This is a genomic window from Rhizobium sp. OAE497, from assembly GCF_040546565.1.
Lineage (GTDB): Bacteria > Pseudomonadota > Alphaproteobacteria > Rhizobiales > Rhizobiaceae > Rhizobium.
Genome location: NZ_JBEPOA010000001.1, coordinates 1,240,668 through 1,261,604, shown reverse-complemented (window position 1 = coordinate 1,261,604; position 20,937 = coordinate 1,240,668). Strand labels below are relative to the sequence as shown.

Annotated in this window: 20 protein-coding genes and 1 pseudogene; 12 read left to right on the top strand and 9 right to left on the bottom strand. The window is 61.4% G+C overall.

What is annotated here, in order from left to right; translation table 11 throughout:
- Positions 1-30 precede the first annotated feature (30 nt).
- A complete protein-coding gene (locus ABIE40_RS06435; protein ID WP_199628829.1) occupies positions 31-249 on the top strand; it encodes a hypothetical protein in 219 nt (72 codons plus the stop codon).
- A 19-nt stretch (positions 250-268) separates the two neighbouring features.
- On the opposite strand, the gene ABIE40_RS06430 is transcribed toward ABIE40_RS06435, so the two are convergent.
- Complete coding sequence (locus tag ABIE40_RS06430; protein ID WP_199628830.1) at positions 269-718, bottom strand: DNA polymerase III subunit chi; 450 nt, start codon at positions 716-718, stop codon at positions 269-271.
- 20 nt (positions 719-738) lie between these two features.
- Entirely contained in the window at positions 739-2,232 is a 1,494-nt protein-coding gene (locus ABIE40_RS06425; protein ID WP_199628831.1) for a leucyl aminopeptidase, read from the bottom strand.
- Positions 2,233-2,418: 186 nt separating this feature from the next.
- Between ABIE40_RS06425 and ABIE40_RS06420 the strand changes: the two genes are divergently transcribed.
- The 7 genes from ABIE40_RS06420 (at position 2,419) to rsmA (ending at position 10,868) form a co-directional block, all read left to right on the top strand.
- Positions 2,419-3,168 (top strand): phosphatase PAP2 family protein, encoded by a 750-nt coding sequence (locus ABIE40_RS06420; protein WP_354541065.1) that lies wholly within the window; start codon positions 2,419-2,421, stop codon positions 3,166-3,168.
- 97 nt (positions 3,169-3,265) lie between these two features.
- Positions 3,266-4,441 (top strand): LptF/LptG family permease, encoded by a 1,176-nt coding sequence (locus ABIE40_RS06415; protein ID WP_199628833.1) that lies wholly within the window; start codon positions 3,266-3,268, stop codon positions 4,439-4,441.
- A complete protein-coding gene (gene lptG / locus ABIE40_RS06410; RefSeq protein WP_199628834.1) occupies positions 4,438-5,526 on the top strand; it encodes an LPS export ABC transporter permease LptG in 1,089 nt (362 codons plus the stop codon). Before ABIE40_RS06415 ends, lptG begins: the two co-directional genes overlap by 4 nt.
- Positions 5,526-7,889, top strand: a complete 2,364-nt coding sequence (locus ABIE40_RS06405) for an LPS-assembly protein LptD (protein WP_199628835.1) — start codon at positions 5,526-5,528, stop codon at positions 7,887-7,889. Before lptG ends, ABIE40_RS06405 begins: the two co-directional genes overlap by 1 nt.
- 182 nt (positions 7,890-8,071) lie before the next feature.
- Positions 8,072-9,010 carry a SurA N-terminal domain-containing protein gene (locus tag ABIE40_RS06400; RefSeq protein WP_199628836.1) on the top strand — a complete coding sequence of 313 codons (939 nt, stop codon included), beginning with the start codon at positions 8,072-8,074 and terminating at the stop codon, positions 9,008-9,010.
- A 5-nt stretch (positions 9,011-9,015) separates the two neighbouring features.
- The gene (gene pdxA, locus ABIE40_RS06395) at positions 9,016-10,041 is read left to right on the top strand and encodes a 4-hydroxythreonine-4-phosphate dehydrogenase PdxA (RefSeq protein WP_199628837.1); all 1,026 of its coding nucleotides are present in this window, start codon (positions 9,016-9,018) and stop codon (positions 10,039-10,041) included.
- Positions 10,041-10,868 carry a 16S rRNA (adenine(1518)-N(6)/adenine(1519)-N(6))-dimethyltransferase RsmA gene (gene rsmA, locus ABIE40_RS06390; protein WP_199628838.1) on the top strand — a complete coding sequence of 276 codons (828 nt, stop codon included), beginning with the start codon at positions 10,041-10,043 and terminating at the stop codon, positions 10,866-10,868. The genes pdxA and rsmA overlap by 1 nt, the downstream gene beginning before the upstream one ends.
- A gap of 149 nt (positions 10,869-11,017) precedes the next feature.
- Here the strand turns inward: rsmA and gmk are convergent, their stop codons facing one another.
- The 7 genes and pseudogenes from gmk to fabD form a co-directional block, all read right to left on the bottom strand.
- Positions 11,018-11,680, bottom strand: a complete 663-nt coding sequence (gmk, locus tag ABIE40_RS06385; protein ID WP_112719525.1) for a guanylate kinase — start codon at positions 11,678-11,680, stop codon at positions 11,018-11,020.
- Between the two features lie 3 nt (positions 11,681-11,683).
- Positions 11,684-12,571 (bottom strand): YicC/YloC family endoribonuclease, encoded by an 888-nt coding sequence (locus ABIE40_RS06380; protein WP_112719526.1) that lies wholly within the window; start codon positions 12,569-12,571, stop codon positions 11,684-11,686.
- A gap of 14 nt (positions 12,572-12,585) precedes the next feature.
- Positions 12,586-13,806, bottom strand: coding sequence for an endolytic transglycosylase MltG (gene mltG, locus ABIE40_RS06375; RefSeq protein ID WP_199628839.1), 1,221 nt, complete (start codon positions 13,804-13,806; stop codon positions 12,586-12,588).
- 129 nt (positions 13,807-13,935) lie between these two features.
- A pseudogene (gene fabF / locus ABIE40_RS06370) lies at positions 13,936-15,200 on the bottom strand (beta-ketoacyl-ACP synthase II).
- A 92-nt stretch (positions 15,201-15,292) separates the two neighbouring features.
- The gene (locus ABIE40_RS06365) at positions 15,293-15,529 is read right to left on the bottom strand and encodes an acyl carrier protein (protein WP_003502080.1); all 237 of its coding nucleotides are present in this window, start codon (positions 15,527-15,529) and stop codon (positions 15,293-15,295) included.
- 287 nt (positions 15,530-15,816) lie between these two features.
- Positions 15,817-16,554, bottom strand: coding sequence for a 3-oxoacyl-[acyl-carrier-protein] reductase (fabG, locus tag ABIE40_RS06360; protein ID WP_112719529.1), 738 nt, complete (start codon positions 16,552-16,554; stop codon positions 15,817-15,819).
- 30 nt (positions 16,555-16,584) lie between these two features.
- On the bottom strand, positions 16,585-17,529 hold the full coding sequence (gene fabD / locus ABIE40_RS06355) for an ACP S-malonyltransferase (RefSeq protein ID WP_199628841.1): 945 nt from the start codon (positions 17,527-17,529) through the stop codon (positions 16,585-16,587).
- A 204-nt stretch (positions 17,530-17,733) separates the two neighbouring features.
- Between fabD and ABIE40_RS06350 the strand changes: the two genes are divergently transcribed.
- The 4 genes from ABIE40_RS06350 (at position 17,734) to ABIE40_RS06335 (ending at position 20,925) form a co-directional block, all read left to right on the top strand.
- Positions 17,734-18,777 carry an aldo/keto reductase gene (locus ABIE40_RS06350; RefSeq protein ID WP_199628842.1) on the top strand — a complete coding sequence of 348 codons (1,044 nt, stop codon included), beginning with the start codon at positions 17,734-17,736 and terminating at the stop codon, positions 18,775-18,777.
- A gap of 288 nt (positions 18,778-19,065) precedes the next feature.
- Entirely contained in the window at positions 19,066-19,524 is a 459-nt protein-coding gene (gene rpsF / locus ABIE40_RS06345; RefSeq protein WP_112719533.1) for a 30S ribosomal protein S6, read from the top strand.
- A 12-nt stretch (positions 19,525-19,536) separates the two neighbouring features.
- Complete coding sequence (gene rpsR, locus ABIE40_RS06340) at positions 19,537-19,785, top strand: 30S ribosomal protein S18 (RefSeq protein WP_004680498.1); 249 nt, start codon at positions 19,537-19,539, stop codon at positions 19,783-19,785.
- A gap of 156 nt (positions 19,786-19,941) precedes the next feature.
- The gene (locus ABIE40_RS06335; protein ID WP_112719534.1) at positions 19,942-20,925 is read left to right on the top strand and encodes a DUF2232 domain-containing protein; all 984 of its coding nucleotides are present in this window, start codon (positions 19,942-19,944) and stop codon (positions 20,923-20,925) included.
- The last annotated feature ends 12 nt before the right edge of the window (positions 20,926-20,937 follow it).

Here is a 20,937-nt window from a genome sequence, read left to right as displayed (position 1 = left end):
CCGCATCCCCAACCTGAAGCGAGGGCGGAGATGGCCGAAGACGAACCGGAACTGACCGCCCTCCTCAAGGAAGTCGCCGAGACCCCGAAGCGCGACAACAGCGCCTACCACGCTGCCATGGCCGAAGCCCGCCAGGCCTTCGAAAAAGCCGAAGCCGCCCTCGGCGGCCCGGTGCGGCTGAAGACCAAGACGAAACTCAAGCGCAACGGCGACTATGTCGTGAAGTGGACGTTCAAGCGGGAAGGCTAGACGCGCCTAGTTTGAAGGCTTAGGCCTTCTTCTCCCAGCGCCCCTCGGGCGTCTGCTGCCAATAGGTGAGGTTATGCCCCTCGCCTTTCAGCTTCTTCCATTGGGCGCGGGCGCCTTCCAGCTGTTCCGGATCGTAACCGTCGAACATGAAGACGATGCGCTCATAGGCATCGGCTTGCGGTGGTTCGGCACCATCGACGATGAAGCGGACGGTCGCCCGGTTGGCGTTATCGCCGGTGACGGTGAGCAGAACCGGCTGATTTCCGGCCAGTTCGCTCTCGTCGGTGCCGTGCGGCAGGAAGCTGTCGTCCCTATAGGTCCAGAGATGCGTATCGAGCGCATCCCGTCTTGCCGGCTCCTTCATCTGGACGGCGACGCGCCAGCCGCGTTCGACGCTCTTGTCGACGAGCGGCGGCAGCGCGTCCTCCAGCTTGGATTCCGTCAGATGGTAGAAAAGGACTTCGGTCATGCCTGCATTCCAGCCTGTGATCAGGCCTCGTAATGGTCGCGCACGAGCTGATCAAGCAGGCGCACGCCGAAACCGGAGCCCCAGGACTGGTTGATCTCGTCCTGCGGCGAGCCGAGCGCGGTGCCGGCGATATCGAGATGCGCCCAGGGCGTTTCCTGCACGAAGCGCTTCAGGAAATGCGCCGCGGTGATAGAGCCGGCATAACGGCCGCCGGTGTTCTTCATGTCGGCGAATTTCGAGTCGATCATCTTGTCGTAATCGCGGCCGAGCGGCATGCGCCAGAGCTTCTCGTTGGCGGCGAGACCGGCGGACGTCAGCTGCGCCGAGAGCGTGTCGTCGTTCGAGAACAGGCCGGCGTGGACATTGCCGAGCGCGACCATGATGGCGCCGGTCAGCGTTGCCAGGTTGATCATGAAGCGCGGCTTGAAGCGGTCGTTGCAATACCAGAGCGCATCGCAGAGCACGAGGCGGCCTTCGGCATCGGTGTTGATGATCTCGATCGTCTGGCCGGACATCGAGGTGACGATATCGCCGGGGCGCTGCGCGTTGCCATCGGGCATGTTTTCCACAAGACCGATGATGCCGACGGCATTGACCTCCGCCTTGCGGGCGGCGAGCACATGCATGAGACCGGTCACTGCTGCGGCGCCGCCCATATCGCCCTTCATGTCTTCCATGCCGGCGGCCGGCTTGATCGAGATGCCGCCGGTATCGAAGACGACACCCTTGCCGATGAAGGCGATCGGCCGGTCCTTCGCCTTGCCGCCCTTCCAATGCATGATCGCCAGACGCGGCGGACGGACGGAACCCTGGGCCACACCGAGCAGCGCCCCCATGCCGAGCCGCTTCATTTCGCGTTCCGTCAGGATTTCCACGTCGACGCCGAGCTTCTCGAGCTCCTTTGCCTTGGCGGCAAATTCGACCGGGCCAAGCACATTCGGCGGCTCGTTGACGAGATCGCGGGCGAGATTGACGCCCTCGGCGACGGCCTCGGCATCGGCCAGCGCCTTCTTGGCGCCGGAGGCATCGGCAGTGACGATCGTCACCTTGGCCGACTTGCCATTCGCCTTGTCGTCCTCGTCGGACTTCTTGGTCTTGTAATTATCGAAAGCGTAGGCGCGCATGAGCATGCCGAGCGCAAAACCGGAAGCAGCCTTGGCGTCGATCGCCGCACCCGGCGCATCGATGAAGATCGTCGCCTTGTCGGCGCCCTTGATCTTGCCGGCAGCAATACCGCCGAGCTTCAGCCAGTCATGCGCAACCAAATCCTGCGGCTTGCCGAGACCGATGACGAAGAGTCGGTCCGCGGGGGAGCCTTCGGGGGCGACGAGATCGAGCGCCGACATCGCCTTGGCGGAAAACTTGGCGATCTTGGATGCCTTGGCGATGACGCCTGCGGGGTCGGCAATCTCTGCGCCAGCCGCAAGTTCGCCGTCGCCGGCCTTCAAGAGAACGGTAAGGCCGCCGCTAATCTTGGCGGATTTAGCGAATGAAATATCGAATTTAACAGACATGTCTTCTCCTTGGGATTCGCAGCGGAATCCTCTCCGGCGGCGATCATTCCGGGTTTCATGTCCGAAAACAAGACGTGATCGCCGGGCCATGGACAAATCCGCGCCGCCGGGGCAGAAAGCCAGCGCGCCGCGGGAAGGCCAGGCCAACGGAAGACATCGACAGTGATTGCAGCCCTCAAGACCTATATTTTCGGCTGGAGAATCAGCTTTCCGCCGACCGCTGCCGATATTTTCGTCGGGCTCTTCTGCCTGTGGTGGCTGCTGCTCGTCATCTTCTACGCCTTTCCCGGGATCGATCTGGCGACCTCCCGCTACTTTTTCACGCCCGCGACCTGCGACGCCACCGCGCTTGCCGGCGATGTCTGCGGCTCCTTCACGCTGGCCGGCAACTGGTTCCTCAAAAATCTCCGCGTCATCTTCTTCCGGCTGCCCTACGTGGTGGCGATCGTTCAGCTCGGCTTCCTGATCGCCTGCTACACGCAGCATGGAGCGACGTTCAACGCGGTCCGGGCACGTAATCTTAAGGTCGCGCTCGGCTCGCTGCTGATCGGCCCAGGCCTGATCGTCAATCTGATCCTGAAGGAACATTGGGGCCGCCCTCGCCCGGTTTCCGTCACCGAATTCGGCGGCATGATGGACTTCGTCCAGGCCGGATCCTTCGCGGGCAAATGCGTCAGCAACTGTTCGTTCATCTCAGGCGAAGCGGCAAGTGCCGGCTGGCTTCTCTGTCTGCTGGTATTCATTCCGCAGCCGGCGAGAACCGGGCTTTTCCTGCCAGTTGTCGCAGTGTCGCTGCTGACGCCCATGATGCGGCTCGCTTTCGGCGGCCATTTCCTTTCCGACATCATCCTCGGCTGGCTGCTCGCGGTCGTCGTCTTTGCCGGTCTCTACGCGTTCACAGATTCGTCACACCGCCCAAAAAATTCTGAAATTTGAATGAATTTTTGAGCCGGACCGGTCGCAAAAGCGAAACAAACATCGTAGATGGAATCCGCTGCGGGGCGTTTGCCCGGCGGATCGTTCAAGGGCAGGCATGAAACTTCTCGAGATCTACATATTGCGGCGCGTCGGCCAGATGTTTTTCGTAGCGCTGCTGCCAGTGCTTGCGATCATCTGGACGACTCAGGTGCTGCAGCGCGTCAATCTCGTGACCGACAGCGGGCAATCCGTCGGATCGTTCGCGATGCTGGCAACGCTGATCCTGCCGTCGATCATTCCAATCGTCCTGCCCTTCGCTCTCGTCATCGGCATCACTCAGACGCTGACGACGATGAACAACGATTCCGAGCTGACCGTCATCGACGCTGCAGGGGCCAAGCGCAGCATCCTGGTGCGCCCGATCCTGCTGCTTGCGGCCGTCATCAGCGTCTTCTCCTTCTTCGTCGACAACGTCGTCGAGCCGAAGGCCAAGACCGGCGTCCGCCAGATGGTGGCTGAGACCTATGCCGACCTGCTCTCGACCGTCATTGAGGAGAAGAACTTCCGCAAGATCGACGACGGCCTGTTTGTGCAGATTTCCGAACGTCTCGCGGGCCGCGTCCTGCGTGGGCTCTTCGTCGTCGACGAGCGCGATCCGGCCTTCGACATGATCTATTATGCGCGCGAAGGCGCCGTCGACCAGAGCGGCACGTCGCTGCTCATGAAGGACGGCGAAGTCCAAAGAAAGACGCGCGACGGCAACGTCTCAATCATCCGCTTCGATTCCTATTCGTTCGACCTGTCGGACCTGACGGAAAACCGTGGCGAGGCGACGCTGCGCGCCAGCGACCGCGATCTGTCGTTCCTTTTGAACCCCGACCCGACGGATAAGGATTACATTGCGAAACCAGGCAGTTATACCGCCGAGCTGCATCGGCGCATGACGGACTGGACGCTGCCTTTCGTCTTTGCTCTGATCTCGCTGGTGATTGCTGGCGACGCACGCTCGCATCGCGAAGCGCGCCTCCATCCGATGATCTCCGCGCTCGGGATCGCCTTTGCTCTTCGCTGGGCATCTTTCTACGTCGCCAATGAGATCGATACCCGTCCAGTTTACATTATGCTCCTTTACGGCATCCCTGTTGTTGCTTCGCTGGTTTCGATCGTCCTTCTCAATTTCCACCGGCAACTCGTTCCGACGGCAATCGGCGATCGCCTTTCAGCGATTTCGCGTTTTGTGAGCAGCCACCTCGGCCCACGCAAGAATGGAAAATCCGGGGGTGCCGCATGATTTTCGGCACGCTTGGGCGTTATTTCTTCCGCCGCTACATGGTGACGACCGTCTGGTTTTTCCTGGGAATCATCAGCATCGTCTTCCTCATCGACTTCAGCGAGACCGCGACCCGAATGTCCGGCCTTCCCGGCTACACGGTTGCGAGCGGCCTGTTGATGACGGCGGTTCGTCTGCCGCTGCTTTTGCAGCAGACTATCCCATTCATCGCCCTCTTCGTTGGCATGACCGTGCTGATCGGGCTCAACCGGAAATACGAACTGGTCGTCACCCGCGCCGCAGGCATTTCCGTCTGGCAGTTCATGACGCCCTTCGTTGTCGGCGCCTTGCTGCTCGGCGTCTTGACGGTCACGGTCATCAACCCGATTGCCGCTTGGGGCCAGCGCCAGGCCGCGCTCGTCGAGACCGATTGGCGCGGCCAGGACAAGCTTGCCAACAAGGCATCGCAGATCCCGTGGATTCGTCAGATCAGCGGCCAGGACGACGTTATCATCGGCGCGCAGACGATCCTTGAGAACGGCACGCTGCTGACGGACGCGGTGCTTATCCACTTCGATTCGGATGGCCGGGTGATCCTGCGCCAGGATGCGAAGTCGGCAAAGTTGGAAGATGGTTACTGGCTTCTTAAGGATGTGACGGAGCGCCGCCCCGGCGAAGTCGTCCAGCGTAAGGATACGGTACAACTGCGTACCAATTTGAAGCAGGATTTCGTCAGGGAGCGCCTGACCCCACCTGAAACCATTGCTTTTTTTGATCTTTCTAATCGAATTGAAATTGCGAAATCCTTCGGTGTTCCGACCAAGGCGCTGGAGACGCAATTCCACTCACTGCTGTCGCAGCCGCTGCTTCTCGTAGCGATGACTCTCATTGCTGCAACAGTGTCCCTGAAATTTAGCCGGTTCAACCAATCGAGGTCCGTGATTCTGGGTGGCATCCTCTCAGGCTTCGTGCTTTATGTGCTGACCGTGCTTGTAAAAGCATTTGGAAGCAGCGGAGTTGTGCCGCCTTTCGTGGCGGCCTGGATTCCTGTAGTCGTCGCGCTGGCACTCGGCGCAACGATTCTGCTTCATCAGGAGGATGGCTAGTGGCGGCAGGCGACCGCAAGACTTTTAGTAAACAGTTGGTTGCCCTGCTCGCAGGTGCGACTCTGCTCAGCTATTCCGGCAGCATTCCAGAAGTCTTTGCACAGGAAAATCCAGCTATCCAGAAGCTGCAGCCGAAGGTCCAAGAGGGCCAGAAGCTGGTGCTTTCGGCAAACGAACTGGTCTATAACAAGGACCAGCAGATCGTTTCCGTCACGGGTGGCGTTCAGATCAATTACGCCGGCTACAAGCTGGTGGCGCAGCGCGTCGAATACAATCAGAAGACCGGCCGGATGATGGCGCTCGGCAACATCGAGATGATCAGTCCCGATGGCAACCGGATGTATTCCGACAAGCTCGACGTTACCGACGATTTTGCGAACGGCTTCATCAACGCGCTCCGTATCGAGACAGCGGACAATACGCGTATCGTCGCCGAAAGCGGTGAGCGGGTCGGCGGCACGCAGATGATCCTGAACAGGGGCGTCTATACGGCCTGCTTGCCCTGCGCCGAAAACCCTGAAAAGCCGCCCTTCTGGCAGGTCAAGGCTGAACGCGTCATCCAGAACGGCGAAAAGCATACCATTCGCCTGGAAAAGGCTCGCTTCGAGCTGCTCGGCACGCCCATCGCTTATATTCCGTGGATCGAAGTCCCCGATAACACCGTGAAGCGCAAGTCGGGTTTCCTGTTCCCGACGATGAGCACGTCGCAGAATCTCGGATTTGGTCTTTCCGTTCCCTACTATTATGTATTCTCCCCGAGCATGGATGCTACGGTGACGGGTACCGGTTATACGGAGCAGGGCTTCCTGCTCGATGCCGAGTTCCGCCAGCGGTTCGAAAACGGCACGCATACGCTTCGGATGGCCGGAATCAATCAGATGAACCCCGAGCGGTTCACAGCGGACACAAGCGACCAACGTGACGACCGTGGCATGATCGCGTCACAGGCCGAGTTCAAGATCAATCCGCGTTGGACCTTCGGCTGGGACGTCATGTACCAGTCCGACAACAATTTCTCGCGCACCTATGAGCTGAAGGGCTACGACCAGACGACGCACACCAATCAAGTTTACTTAACTGGATTGGGTAAGCGTAACTACTTTGATCTTCGGTCTTTCTATTTTGACGTGCAAGATGCTGACGCGACGAGCGAATCCGAGAAGCAGCAGGCAATCGTCTATCCGACGATGGACTACCACTATGTCGCGCCGCAGCCGCTTGCAGGTGGTGAACTGTCACTCGACGTCAATCTGACCAATATCTCGCGGACGCATGACAGCTTCTTCGACAATCCGCTTGGCGACGACAGGTTCTCGCTGAAGGGGCAGACCACGCGCCTCAGCGGCGAGTTGGAATGGAAGCGAACGTTTGTGACGCCTGCGGGTGTGCTGATCACGCCGCTGCTTGCTGCGCGCGGTGATGCTTTCTCACTCAATGTCGACGACCCGAACTCGATCAGCGGTACGTCTGTCTACAATGGTGACTTCGACAACGGCGACGCCGCAACCAGAGGGATGGTGACCGCTGGCCTCGAAGTCCGTTATCCGTTCCTGATCACGACTTCAAACAGCTCGCATGTGATCGAACCGATCGCGCAGGTTTATGCGCGCCCGGACGAGCCGCTCGCAGGCGCCTTGCCGAACGAAGATGCTCAGAGCTTCGTCTTCGACGCGACCAACCTCTTCGATCGTGACAAGTTCTCGGGTTATGACCGTATCGAGGGTGGCACGCGCGCCAATATCGGCTTCCAGTACACCGGCACCTTCGACAGCGGCTACAAGTTGCACGGTATCTTCGGCCAGTCCTTCCAGCTCGCCGGTGACAACTCGTTCGCCAGCCCCGACCTCGTCAATGCAGGTGCGGAATCCGGTCTTGAGACGTCGCGCTCCGACTATGTCGGCCTCGGCGGCATCGAAACGCCGCAAGGTATTGCGCTCGCCGCCTCCTACCGGCTGGACGAAAAAGACCTGTCGCTTCGCCGCGGTGATTTTACCGCTGGCTATCAGAACGACAATTTTCAGGGGCAGCTGATCTATACTCACATCACTAAGCAGCCTGATTACGGTTTGCTTTCGGATGCGGACGAAATCCAAACGAAGGCGTCGGTCAAGTTCAAGGATTACTGGTCCATCTTCGGCGGCATCGCCTGGGACCTGAACAACGACGTCATCGCCAAGAAGACCATCGGTCTCTCCTACGAAGACGAGTGCACGATCTTCACGATCGCCTATACCGACAAGCGCGACTTGAGCGACGAGTCGGCAAGCGACTGGACGATCGGCGCCAAGTTGACGTTCCGCACGCTGGGCGACATCAACGTCGGCAACTTCGACGATCCGGACAAGAAGATCTACAACAACTAAGCGTACAGAGCGGCGGCGAAAGAAAGAGAGCCTTTCTTTCGCCGCAAGACTTTTGCAGGACATTGCCGTCAGCAATTATCTGAGGCATAGGAAAGCATCATTTCGCTGGAAATGACGTCCTGTAGTCTCGATGAAAGGAAATAGGCGCGCATAGACTGTGTCGTCTAGGGAAGGGTCGATAGATGATTGGCGCCAGAAGAACGGTTACGGCAATCCTTGCAGGCGCTGCGATGTGCATCGCGGCTGCCGCGTTTCAGCCGGCCTTTGCAGCGAGCGAGGTCAAGGCCGTTGTCAACGGCACGGCGATCACCTCCGGTGACGTTGCCAAGCGTGTGGCCTTCCTGAAGCTTCAGCATCAAAAGGCAGATGCGAAGAGCGCCCAGGAATCGCTGGTCGACGAAGCGCTGAAGCGCCAGGAAGTCGCCCGCGTGCGCATGTCTGTCTCCAAGGACGACGTCGATGCCTCCTTCGCCCGCTTCGCGCAGGGTAACAAGCTGACCGTTGCGCAGCTGACCGACATTCTGACCCGCGCCGGCGTCGGCGCCGACCATTTCAAACAGTTCATCGCGGTGCAGATGAGCTGGCCACGCGTTGTCAATGCGCGCTTCGGCTCCGCCGGCCGCATGTCGAGCAGCGATCTCGTCTCGCGCATGATGGAAAACAACAAGCAGAAGCCCGAAACCACCGAGTATATGCTGCAACAGGTCATCTTCGTGGTGCCGCAGTCGAAGAAGGGCATCACCGCCAAGCGCAAGAGCGAAGCGGAAGCATCCCGCTCGAAATATCCAGGCTGTGATCAGGCGAAGGTCTTTGCCGCGACCATGCGTGACGTTTCCATCCGTGATCTCGGCCGCATGCTGGCCCCGCAGCTGCCGGCAGACTGGAAGCCGCTGGTCGAGCAGGCCAGGGGCAACACGACGGCAACCCGCGTGACTGACAAGGGCGTCGAGTATCTGGCGATCTGCAGCCAGCGTCAGGTTTCCGACGACACGGCCGCCGAGATGGTGTTCCGCCAGGAAGACCTCGACAAGGCAAAGGCCAACAAGGAAGCGCCGACCGACGAGAATTCCAAGAAGTACCTCGACGAACTGCGCTCCAAGGCGCAGATAATCTATCGCTGATCGCCATGGCAGCCTCCTTCTCGCGGCCACTGGCGCTGACGCAGGGTGACCCGGCAGGGGTCGGTCCGGATATCACGCTGATGGCGTGGCTGCGCCGCCGCGAGCTCGGTCTCGCGCCGTTCTTCTTCATCGGCGATCCCGACGTGCTGGCCGTGCGTGCCCGTCAGCTCGATGTTACCGTGCCGATCCGCCACGCGGATGCCCGCACGGCCGGCGAGATCTTTGCCGAAGCTCTGCCGGTACTGCCGATAGCGGCCGGCGTTGAAGTCGCCGCAGGCGAACCGCATGTGGCGACGGCCGCCGGAACGATCGCCGCGATCGAGACCGCGGTCGCGCTGACCCACAAGGGCGAAGCGCTTGCGGTCGTGACGAACCCGATCGCGAAGTCGGTGCTTTACGAGGCGGGCTTCAAATTCCCTGGACATACCGAGTTTCTTGCCGATCTCGCAGCACGCGCGACGGGTAAGGCCATGACGCCGGTCATGATGCTTGCCGGACCAAAACTGCGCGCCATTCCCGTCACCATCCATATCCCGATCAAGGACGTGCCGCAGGCGCTGACCGGCGCGCTGATCGTCGAGACCTGCCGCATTGCCAATGCCGACCTGATCGAGCGCTTTGGGATCGCCCAACCGCGCCTTGCGGTGGCCGGTCTCAATCCGCATGCGGGCGAGAGCGGCACGATGGGCCGCGAGGACGAGGACATCATCCATCCGGCCGTGCAGCAGTTGCGCGCCGAGGGCATCGATGCCATTGGCCCCCTGCCCGCCGATACGATGTTCCATGACGAGGCCCGCGCCCGCTACGACGTCGCCGTCTGCATGTATCACGACCAGGCGCTGATCCCGGCGAAGGCGCTCGGCTTCGACGATTCCGTCAATGTGACGCTTGGCCTGCCCTTCGTGCGAACCTCGCCTGATCACGGCACGGCCTTCGGCATTGCCGGCAAGGGCATTGCCCGCGAGCACAGCCTCGTCGCCGCACTGAAGCTCGGCGCCCAGCTGGGCCGCAACGCCGAGAGCCGCCGCTGATGGCTGCACTCGATGGCCTGCCGCCGCTGCGCGACGTCATCCAGCGTCACGGGCTCGACGCCCGCAAGGCGCTGGGACAGAACTTCCTCCTGGACCTCAACCTGACGCAGAAGGTTGCCCGCACTGCCGGCAATCTTGAGAATGCGACCGTGTTCGAGGTTGGCCCAGGTCCCGGCGGCCTGACGCGTGCAATCCTGGCGCTCGGCGCCAAGAAGGTGATTGCCGTCGAGCGCGATCCGCGCTGCCTGCCGGCACTCGCCGAGATTGCCGATCACTATCCGGGCCGTCTCGAGGTCATCGAGGGCGATGCGCTGAAGACCGATTTCGAGGCGATGGCGCCTGAGGGGCCGGTCAAGATCATCGCCAACCTGCCCTATAATGTCGGCACCCAGCTTCTGGTGAACTGGCTGCTGCCGAAGCAATGGCCGCCCTTCTGGGAGTCGCTGACGCTGATGTTCCAGAAGGAAGTCGGCGAGCGGATCGTTGCCGAACAGGATGACGATCACTACGGCCGCCTCGGCGTGCTTGCCGGCTGGCGCACTCAAGCGCATATGGCCTTCGACATTTCTCCGCAGGCCTTCACGCCGCCGCCGAAGGTGACGTCGACGGTTGTGCACCTGACGCCGCGTGAAAACCCGATCCCCTGCTCCGTGGCCAACCTGGAGCGGGTCACGCATGCCGCCTTCGGCCAGCGCCGCAAGATGCTGCGCCAGAGCCTGAAGCCGATCGGCGGCGAGGCGCTGCTGCAGAAGGCGGGGATCGATCCGCAGCGGCGGGCCGAGACGCTTTCGGTGGATGAGTTTTGTTTGCTGGCGAATAGCCTCTAGGGGACTTCCTACACCGCCCTCGTCCCTGTGTCCTTGTGGCTCCGCCCGCGAGATGTCACAGGAATCCGGCGGCGCCCCAGTCTTGGGGCGCGCGAGACACTTCTTCAAATCGGAAATGAGGGGCGCTCGCCGAGCCCCCAACCCGCCCCTCAGAGAACCGGCGTTTCTTCCAGCAGCTTGGTGACGAAGTCGAAGACGCCGTGGCCGCGGTCTCGGCGGAGACGCTCGGCCTTGACGATCGACTGAACGGAGTCGAAGGCTTTCTCGAGATCGTCGTTGACGATGACATAGTCGTATTCGCGCCAGTGGCCGATTTCAGCGCGGGAATTGGCCAGCCGCTGGGCGATGACTTCTTCGGAGTCTTCCGCACGGCGGTGCAGGCGGGATTGCAGCTCGGTCATGGTCGGCGGCAGCACGAAGATCGAGACGACATCGGCCGACATCTTTTCCTGCAGCTGCTGGGCGCCCTGCCAGTCGATGTCGAACAGCATGTCGCGGCCTTCGCTCATCGCCTGTTCGACGGGAGCGCGCGGCGTTCCGTAGAAATTGCCGTGAACCTCGGCCCACTCAAGAAGCGAATCGGAATCGCGCAGCACCTCGAATTCGCGGATGCTGACGAAGCGATAGTGGATGCCCTCGACCTCGCTCGGGCGGCGCTGGCGCGTTGTGACGCTGACCGACAGACCGATCTGGCTATCCTGCGCCAGAAGCGTGCGGGCAATCGTCGATTTTCCGGCGCCCGACGGCGACGAGATGACAAGCATCAGGCCGCGGCGCGCGATCTGAATGGGCGACGTTTTCGTCGGTTGCATGGATCACTCCAGATTCTGGACCTGTTCGCGGAACTGGTCGATGACGACTTTCAGTTCAATGCCGGCGGCGGTCACGGCCGAGGCATTCGATTTCGAACAGATGGTATTCGATTCCCGGTTAAATTCCTGTGCAAGGAAATCCAGCTTGCGGCCGACAGGGCCGCCTTTTGCCAGCAATTCGCGGGCAGCGGCGACATGCGCCTTCAGCCGGTCGATTTCCTCGCGAAGATCCGCCTTGGTGGCAAGCAGCGCCGCCTCGGCATGAAGGCGATCGCGATCGAGCGCTGCGGTGCCATCGAGCAGCATCGCCACCTGCGTCTTCAGGCGCTCGGCGATCTCCTGCGGCGAGCGCGAGGGGTCGCGCTCGATAGTCTGCGTCAGCGTTTCGATGGTCGAGACGTGGTCGAGGAGTACGCGCGATAGGGCCGCCCCCTCCTGCTCGCGCATCAGCTTCAGATCGGCAAGCGCGCCGACGAGGCCGCTGACGACATCGGCATCACGGGCAGCGAGTGCGTCTTCGCTGTCTTCGCTCTCGCGGAACTCCACGAGGCCGCGGATCGACAGCAGCGTGTCGAGCTTCAGCGGCTCCGGATCGATGATGCCTGCCAGCTGGTCGCGCAGGGCAAGAACGGTCGCCAGCGCATCCTGATTGAGGACCGTCTCGAAGCGGTTCTCGCCGGCCGAGACCGAGAGGTTTGCCTGCATGTTGCCGCGGCTGAAGGTTTCGCCCGCCATGCGGCGCACGTCCACTTCCATCCGCTCCAGACCGGGCGGCAGGCGCAGGCGCAGGTCGAGACCCTTGCCGTTCACCGAGCGCAGCTCCCATGCCCAACGCCAACGGCCGCTCGTTCCCTCACGCCGTGCAAAACCGGTCATGGACTGCAAAGCCATGCGAGCCTCCGAAATCAGTTGGTCTTCTTTTTCTTCTGGGCGGCAGGCGCATCCGCCTGTGCTTCGGGCTGGCCGTCCACCGCGATATTCGGGTCGGCGCCCTTGTCGGCTTCCAGCTTGCGCCAGCGCCTGACATTGGCATTGTGGTCGTCGAGCGTGGCCGCAAAGACGTGACCGCCGGTGCCGTCGGCAACGAAATAGAGGTCTTCGGTCTTCCAGGGGTTCGCCACGGCTTCCAGCGCGTCGCGGCCCGGATTGGCGATCGGCGTCGGCGGCAGGCCCTTGATGATATAGGTGTTGAAGGGCGTGTCCTTCTTCAGGTCCGACTGATAGATCGGCCGGTCGGCGGGCTTCCCGTCGCCGCCGAAGAGACCGTAGATGATCGTCGGATCCGACTGCAGGCGCATGCCCTTGCCGAGACGGTTGAGGAAGACGGAGGCGACATGGGCGCGCTCGTCCGGCACGCCGGTTTCCTTCTCGACGATCGAGGCGAGCGCCACCAGCTCTTCCTTCGACTTCAGCTGAAGCGCCGGATCGCGCTTGTCCCAGATCTGCTCGACGAGCTTGGTCTGGGCGGCTGCCATCTGGTCGACGATCTCGCCGCGCTTGGTGCCGCGCGAGAACTTGTAGGTATCCGGCCGCAGGCTGCCTTCAGCAGGAAGTACGGTCGGCAGCTCGCCTTCCAGAACCTGGTCATCATTCATCCGGTTGAACATCTGGCGGACCGTCAGCCCTTCCGGGAAGGAGATCGAATAGAGGATCGACTTGCCCGACTTCAGCAGCTCCATGATGTCGTTCATGGAAGCCTTGGCCTTGATCTCGTATTCGCCGGCCTTCAGGCTTTCGCCTTCGTTCAGATGGGTGGCCGTCAAATAGCGGAAGATGCGGGCGTCGGAGATGATGTTGTTGCGCTCGAGATTGCTCGAAATCTCGGAGAGACCGGCGCCGCTGCGAACGATGAAGTTCGTGTTCGTCTCGAGCGGGCCCGGATCCTGATAGCTCGAGATCGCGTAGTAGAAGGCAAAGACCGCCGCGGCGCAGCCGAGCACCACCAGCGTCATCACGAAATTGAGAAAAATCACGACCTGGCTGCGCGCCTTCTTGGAGCGCTTCGGCGGCTCCGGAACGCGTTCCGGGCGCAGCGCTTCAGTCGGCGATTTCGGAATGATCCGGCCGTTCTGTGCCTGCTGCTCGCCCTGACCCGGCGTTTCGTTGCTCTGGTTCGTGTCGCTCACCCGGCATTCCTCTATATTTGGCCCCGTCTGCTTTTTAAGAAGCAATACGGCAAAAAACAGGTGGGCCGCCGCCACGAGGTGCCGGCCCTGCCTTCGTGCTCTGCCAAAATGCGCCGTGGCGCCCGCCTGTTAGGCGGCGTAGCGGCGCAGAACCAGCGATGCGTTGGTACCGCCGAATCCGAAGGAATTCGACAGTGCCACATTGATTTCCCGCTGACGAGCCTTGTGCGGAACGAGATCGATGGCCGTTTCGCGCTCGGGGTTGTCGAGGTTCAGCGTCGGCGGGGCGACGTTTTGTCGCGGATCGCCAGCGTCGTGAAGATCGCTTCGATAGCGCCTGCGGCACCGAGAAGGTGACCCGTTGCCGACTTGGTGGACGACATCGAGATCTTCGAAGCGGCATTGCCGACGAGGCGCTCGACGGCGCCGAGCTCGATCGTGTCGGCCATGGTCGAGGTGCCGTGGGCGTTGATGTAGTCGATATCGGCAGGCGTCAGGCCGGCGCGCTTCAGCGCCATCGCCATGCAGCGCTGTGCGCCTTCGCCGTCTTCCGACGGAGCGGTGATGTGATAGGCATCGCCCGACAGACCATAGCCGACGACTTCGGCATAGATCTTGGCGCCGCGCGCCAGCGCATGTTCCAGCTCTTCGAGAACGACGATGCCGGCGCCCTCGCCCATGACGAAGCCGTCACGGTCCTTGTCGTAGGGACGCGAAGCCTTGGTCGGGTCGTCGTTGTGCTGGGTCGACAGCGCCTTGCAGGCGGCAAAGCCCGCGAGCGAAATGCGGCTGACCGGGGATTCGGTACCGCCGGCAACCATGACATCGGCATCGCCGAGTGCGATCAGACGGGCAGCATCGCCGATGGCGTGCGCGCCGGTCGAGCAGGCGGTAACGACGGAGTGGTTCGGGCCGCGCAGCTTGTGGCGGATCGATACCTGGCCGGAGACCAGGTTGATCAGGCGGCCGGGAATGAAGAATGGAGAGATGCGGCGCGGGCCCTTGTCGCGCAGCGTATAGCCCGCTTCGACGATGCCCTCGATGCCACCGATGCCGGAACCGATCAGCACGCCGGTGGCGATCTGGTCCTCGTCGGTCTGCGGATGCCAGTTTGCATCCTTCAGCGCCATGTCGGCGGCAGCCATGCCGTAGATGATGAAGGGATCGACCTTGCGCTGCTCCTTCGGCTCCATCCAGTCATCGGGATTGAAGGTGCCTTCGGTGCCGTCGCCGACGGGAATGCGGCAGGCGATCTTGGCGGGAAGATCTTCGACTTCGAACTCGCTTACAAGGCGGGCACCGTTCTTGCCTTCGAGCAGACGCTTCCAGGTGATTTCAGTTCCGCATCCCAAGGGTGATACCATACCGGTACCGGTGATAACGACCCGTCTCATCGAGTGTCCCCGCCTATAGTCTTCTTGAAATTGGGCTTAGCCCCAAATGAAAAGGGCGGACTCGTGGCCCGCCCTTTGAAAATCGCTCAGGATTAAGCCTGGGCCTTTTCGATGAACTTGACTGCGTCGCCGACGGTCAGGATCGAGTCAGCTGCGTCGTCAGGAATTTCAACGCCGAATTCTTCTTCGAACGCCATGACCAGTTCGACGGTGTCGAGCGAGTCTGCGCCCAGATCGTCGATAAAGCTTGCGCCTTCGACAACCTTGTCGGCATCGACGCCAAGATGATCAATAACAATTTTCTTTACGCGTTCTGCGATATCGCTCATGTCGGTTTCCTCGACCTTATGTCCTGATCAGAGTGCCTTCTGGCACCCCTACCCTGTTTCAGCCTACGGCGCCCTCTCGACGCCTTCAGCAAACTCGTTGGCCCGGCTTCCAGGTGTACCAGGCTGGCTCAAAGCCTGCCGGTTCGCCTTGTTTCTCGGGACGACTGTTCACAGTCATTGGCCCGCTTAACACGGTTTATGTCTGCCGCAAAGCCAGAAAATCAACCCCGCCAGATTGGTCAACACGCTATTGACGTGAAAAACGGTGACGGGGCCGGTTTCCTGTTTCAGATCATGGCCATGCCGCCGTTTACGTGCAGCGTCTGGCCCGTCATGTAGGCTGCTTCGTTGGAAGCGAGATAGGCAACGGCAGAAGCAACTTCGGCGCCCGTGCCCATGCGCTTCATCGGGATCGCGCCCATGATCGCGTCCTTCTGCTTGTCGTTCAGCTTGCCGGTCATGGCGGACTCGATGAAGCCGGGGGCGACGCAGTTGACGGTCACGTTGCGGGTGGCGATCTCCTGCGCCAGCGACTTGGTGAAGCCGATCATGCCGGCCTTGGAGGCACAGTAGTTTGCCTGGCCCGGATTGCCGGTGACGCCGACGATCGACGTGATGTTGATGATGCGGCCGAAGCGGCGGCGCATCATCGGATGGGTCAGCTCGCGGGTCAGCAGGAACATCGAGGTCAGGTTGACTTCGATGACGGCGTCCCAGTCCTCGTCGCTCATGCGAACGAAGAGGCCATCCTTGGTGATGCCGGCATTGTTGACGAGAATGTCGACGCCGCCGAGCTCTTCTTCGGCCTTGGCGCCGAGCGCCTTGACTTCGTCACGGTTCGACAGGTTCGCCGGGAAGATCTTGACGCGGTCGCCGAGATCGGCGGCCAGCGCTTCGAGCTTTTCGACGCGCGTGCCGTGCAGGCCGACGATGGCGCCCTGCTTGTGGAGGATGCGGGCGATTTCCTCGCCGATGCCGCCGGATGCGCCTGTGACGAGAGCCTTGCGGCCGGTAAGATCGAGCATGGATGCGTTCCTTATGTCTGGTGGGGCCGATCAGGCCATGAGGGCGGCGACGGCTGCGTCGATATCGGCGGCCGTATTCACTGCAATGCCATTGACCGTCTTGTCGATGCGGCGCGCGAGGCCTGTCAGCACCTTGCCGGAGCCGAGCTCGTAGAGCGTCGTGACGTTATTTGCGGCGAACCATTCGACCGTCTCGCGCCAGCGGACCTGGCCGGTGACCTGCTCGACGAGAAGCTTGGCAATCTCGTCTGCATCGCTGACCGGTGCAGCGCGGACGTTGGCGATGACGGGAACGATCGGATTGGACTTGGCAACGCCGGCGAGCGCTTCGCGCATCGCGTCTGCCGCAGGCGCCATCAGCTTCGAATGGAAGGGCGCGGAGACCGGCAGCAGGATAGCGCGCTTGGCGCCCTTGTCGGTCGCGAGCGCCGCAGCCTTTTCGACGGCTGCCTTCTCGCCGGAAATGACCAGCTGGCCGCCGCCATTGTCATTGGCGATCTGGACAGAACCTAGGGCGGATGCCTCTTCGCAGACGGCGATGACGTCAACCTGTTCCAGGCCGATGATGGCAGCCATGGCGCCGACGCCAACCGGAACGGCGGCCTGCATGGCATTGCCGCGGATGCGCAGGAGACGGGCGGTATCGGCAAGCGAGAATGTGCCGGCGGCGCAGAGTGCCGAATATTCGCCGAGCGAATGGCCGGCGACATAGGAAACCTTGGACTTGAGATCGAGGCCCTTGGCCTGCAGGACGCGGATGACGGCCATGGAGACGGCCATCAGCGCCGGCTGGGCATTCGCCGTCAGCGTCAGCGTCTCTTCGGGACCTTCGAACATGATGGAGGACAGCTTTTCGCCGAGCGCCTCGTCGACTTCATCGAATACCGCGCGGGCTTCAGCAAAGTTTTCGGCAAGCTCCTTGCCCATGCCGACAGCCTGACTGCCTTGGCCCGGAAATGTAAAAGCGACCGTCATTTCTATATCCCTATTATGTCATTTGGGCGATTTCGCCTCCAATTGACGTTCTTTCCTGAGGAGTCAATAGCCCGTTCGCGGTCTCCAGAGCCTTTTGCAGGTGCGAAAAACCGGGCTTTTTGCACTTGCGCTCGCCGAATTCGCACTTAAATTTGCGCCGCCCCAGAGCGGGTTCCGCCGCACACTTGCTTTCAAGGTTTTCCAATGAAGTTCAACAAATTAGGCCGTACAGACATATCGGTATCGCAAATCTGCCTCGGCACCATGACCTGGGGCTCGCAGAACAGCGAGGCAGAAGCCCATGCGCAGATGGATTACGCCGTCGAAAAGGGCGTGAACTTCTTCGACACCGCCGAACTCTATCCGACGACGCCGCTTTCCTCGGAAACATATGGCCACACCGAAGAGTTCATCGGCAGCTGGTTTGCAAAGACCGGCAAGCGCAAGGACATCGTGCTGGCGACCAAGGTAGCCGGTCACGGGCGCTCCTACATCCGCGGCGGCGAAGGCGCCGATGCCAAGAACATCAAGCTTGCCGTCGAAGCCAGCCTCAAGCGCCTGAAGACCGACTATATCGACCTCTACCAGATCCACTGGCCGAACCGCGGCCATTTCCATTTCCGCCAGAACTGGCACTACGACCCCTTCAAGCAGGACCGCGCCAAGGCCGTCGCCAACATTCTCGATATTCTGGAGGCGACGGATATCCTGGTGAAGGAAGGCAAGGTCCGCGCGCTTGGCCTCTCCAACGAGACGACCTGGGGCATCCAGAAGTACCTGACGCTTTCGGAGCAGAAGGGCCTGCCGCGCGTCGCCAGCGTGCAGAACGAGTATAACCTTCTCTACCGTCACTTCGATCTGGATCTCGCCGAACTCTCGCATCACGAAGATGTCGGCCTGCTCGCTTATTCGCCGCTCGCCGCCGGCATTCTCTCCGGCAAGTATCAGAGTGGCGTGAAGCCCGAGGGCTCCCGCGCCTCAATCAACGGCGACCTCGGCGGCCGCCTGCAGCCGCTGCAGGAAGCACCGACCAAGGCCTATATCGAGATCGCCGCCAACCACGGCCTCGACCCCTCGGCCATGGCACTCGCCTTCTGCCTCACCCGCCGCTTCATGGCCTCGGTGATCATCGGCGCGACGACGATGGAACAGCTGACGACCGATCTCAGCTCGGTCGATGTGAAGCTGTCGGGCGACGTGCTTGCCGAGATCGAGAAGGTCCACCGGCAGTATCCGATGCCGCTTTGATCATAGAGAAAGGCCGCGCGTCCGAAACGTGCGGCCAGCCCTTGCCTTCTGCCGAAAAATCCGTATAAGCGCCCCTGTTCGAAACCCGGTCTTCTGGCTGGTGGCTGAACGGAGGGCCGGTTTCCTTTAGGGGAATCGTTCGGAACGGAAGCGTTCCAGCCTCCCGTGTCTCCGCTCTCGACCGTCTCGGAAACGCTTTTCTTGCCTGGGTCCGCCCAATCAGGAGCAGTCGTTGAGGCTTAGCCGCCGAATACCGGGTTGACCAAACGCAAGAAAGGCAAAGCTGTCATGGCTCTTTATGAACATGTATTCCTTGCCCGGCAGGATATTTCCGCTCAGCAGGTCGACGCCCTCGTAGAACAGTACAAGGGTGTGATCGAAGCTAACGGCGGTAAGGTCGGGCGCGTCGAAAACTGGGGCCTCAAGTCCCTCACGTACCGCATCAAGAAGAACCGCAAGGCACATTACGTCCTCGTGGACATCGATGCACCGGCAGCTGCGATCCAGGAAATGGAACGTCAGATGCGCATCAGCGAAGACGTCCTGCGCTACATGACGATCGCTGTTGAAAAGCACGAAGAAGGCCCGTCTGCCATGATGCAGAAGCGCGACCGCGACGACCGCGGCCCGCGCGAAGGTGGCGACCGTGGCCCGCGCCGCGAGTTCGGTGACCGTCCGCCGCGCCGTGACGGCGACTTCCAGCGTGGCCCGCGTCCTGATCGCGCTCCCCGCGAAGACCGTGCATAAGGAGATATAAGAATGTCTGAAGCTTCCTCCGCTCCGGTCCGCCGCCCGTTCCATCGTCGTCGCAAGACTTGCCCCTTCTCTGGTGCAAACGCTCCGCGCATCGACTACAAGGACGTTCGTCTCCTGCAGCGCTACATTTCCGAGCGCGGCAAGATCGTTCCTTCCCGTATCACGGCTGTTTCGCAGAAGAAGCAGCGCGAACTCGCTCAGGCGATCAAGCGCGCCCGCTTCCTCGGCCTGCTGCCGTACGTCGTCGCCTAATCGGCTGACGAGACCAAATCGAGGGAAGGCAGCAATGCCTTCCCTTCTCCCTTTCGCGATGGGCGCGGATCGGAACTCTTAAAACCCATGTTGAGGCCTTTCTGAAACTGATTCAGAAAACGCCCTCTAACTGCTTGATGAAGCAGGACAGCGACCGTGAACAAACTGGACTTTAAAACGCTTTTGACCGGCGCCCTTGCCGGCATTACCGCCGCACTGCTGGTGCTCGGCGCGAGCGTTCAATTGTCGTTCAGCGCCGTCCTTTACGCGGCTTCCGCGCTTCCCATTCTTCTCGTCGGCCTCGGCTGGGGCAATGCTGCGGCCATCTCCGCCGTCGTGACTGCCGCCGTGCTCGGCGCCATCGCCATCTCGCCGACCTTCGCGCTGATGATGACGCTGGTGACGCTGCTGCCGGCCGGCTGGCTCAGCCATCTCGCCAATCTGGCGCGCCCCGCTTCCGAGCTCGGCGGTCCCGATCATCTGATGGCCTGGTATCCGCTGTCCGATATCCTGCTGCATCTCTGCGCACTCGTGACGCTCGCCGTCATCGTCACCGGCTTCATGATCGGCTACGGCCCGGATCTCGTCAGCCAGATGGTCGATGCGCTGTTCACGTCCTTTGCCCAGCAGCAGCCGGAAGTGAGCCTCGATCCGGCGGCGACGGCGCAGACCAAGTCGCTGCTGCTGCTGATGCTGCCAGCCATCCAGGGCGCCATGTGGGTGGTGCTCTTGTTTGCTGCCTATTACATCGCGACCCGCATCGTGAACGCTTCGGGCCGGGCGCTGCGTCCGCGCGAAGACATTCCGTCCGCGCTTCGGATGAACCGCAATTCGATTTTCGTCTTCCTCGCCGGTCTGGCCGCCACCTTCTTCGGCGGCGTTCCGGCGATGATCGGAGCAACCGTCGTCGGCACGTTCGGCGCCGGCTTCCTGCTTTCCGGCTTCGCCTCGCTGCATTTCCGCACGCGCGGCAAGGACTGGCGCCTGCCGGCGCTGATCCTGCTCTACCTGGCATCGCTCATCCTGATGCTGCCAGCCTTTTTCATCCTGGTCGTCGGCCTGTCCGATACGCGCAAAGCGATCGCACTGACCCCCAACAAGGATGCGGATGCCCCCAAACAAACAGATTCGAACATCTAAGAAAGGAACTCT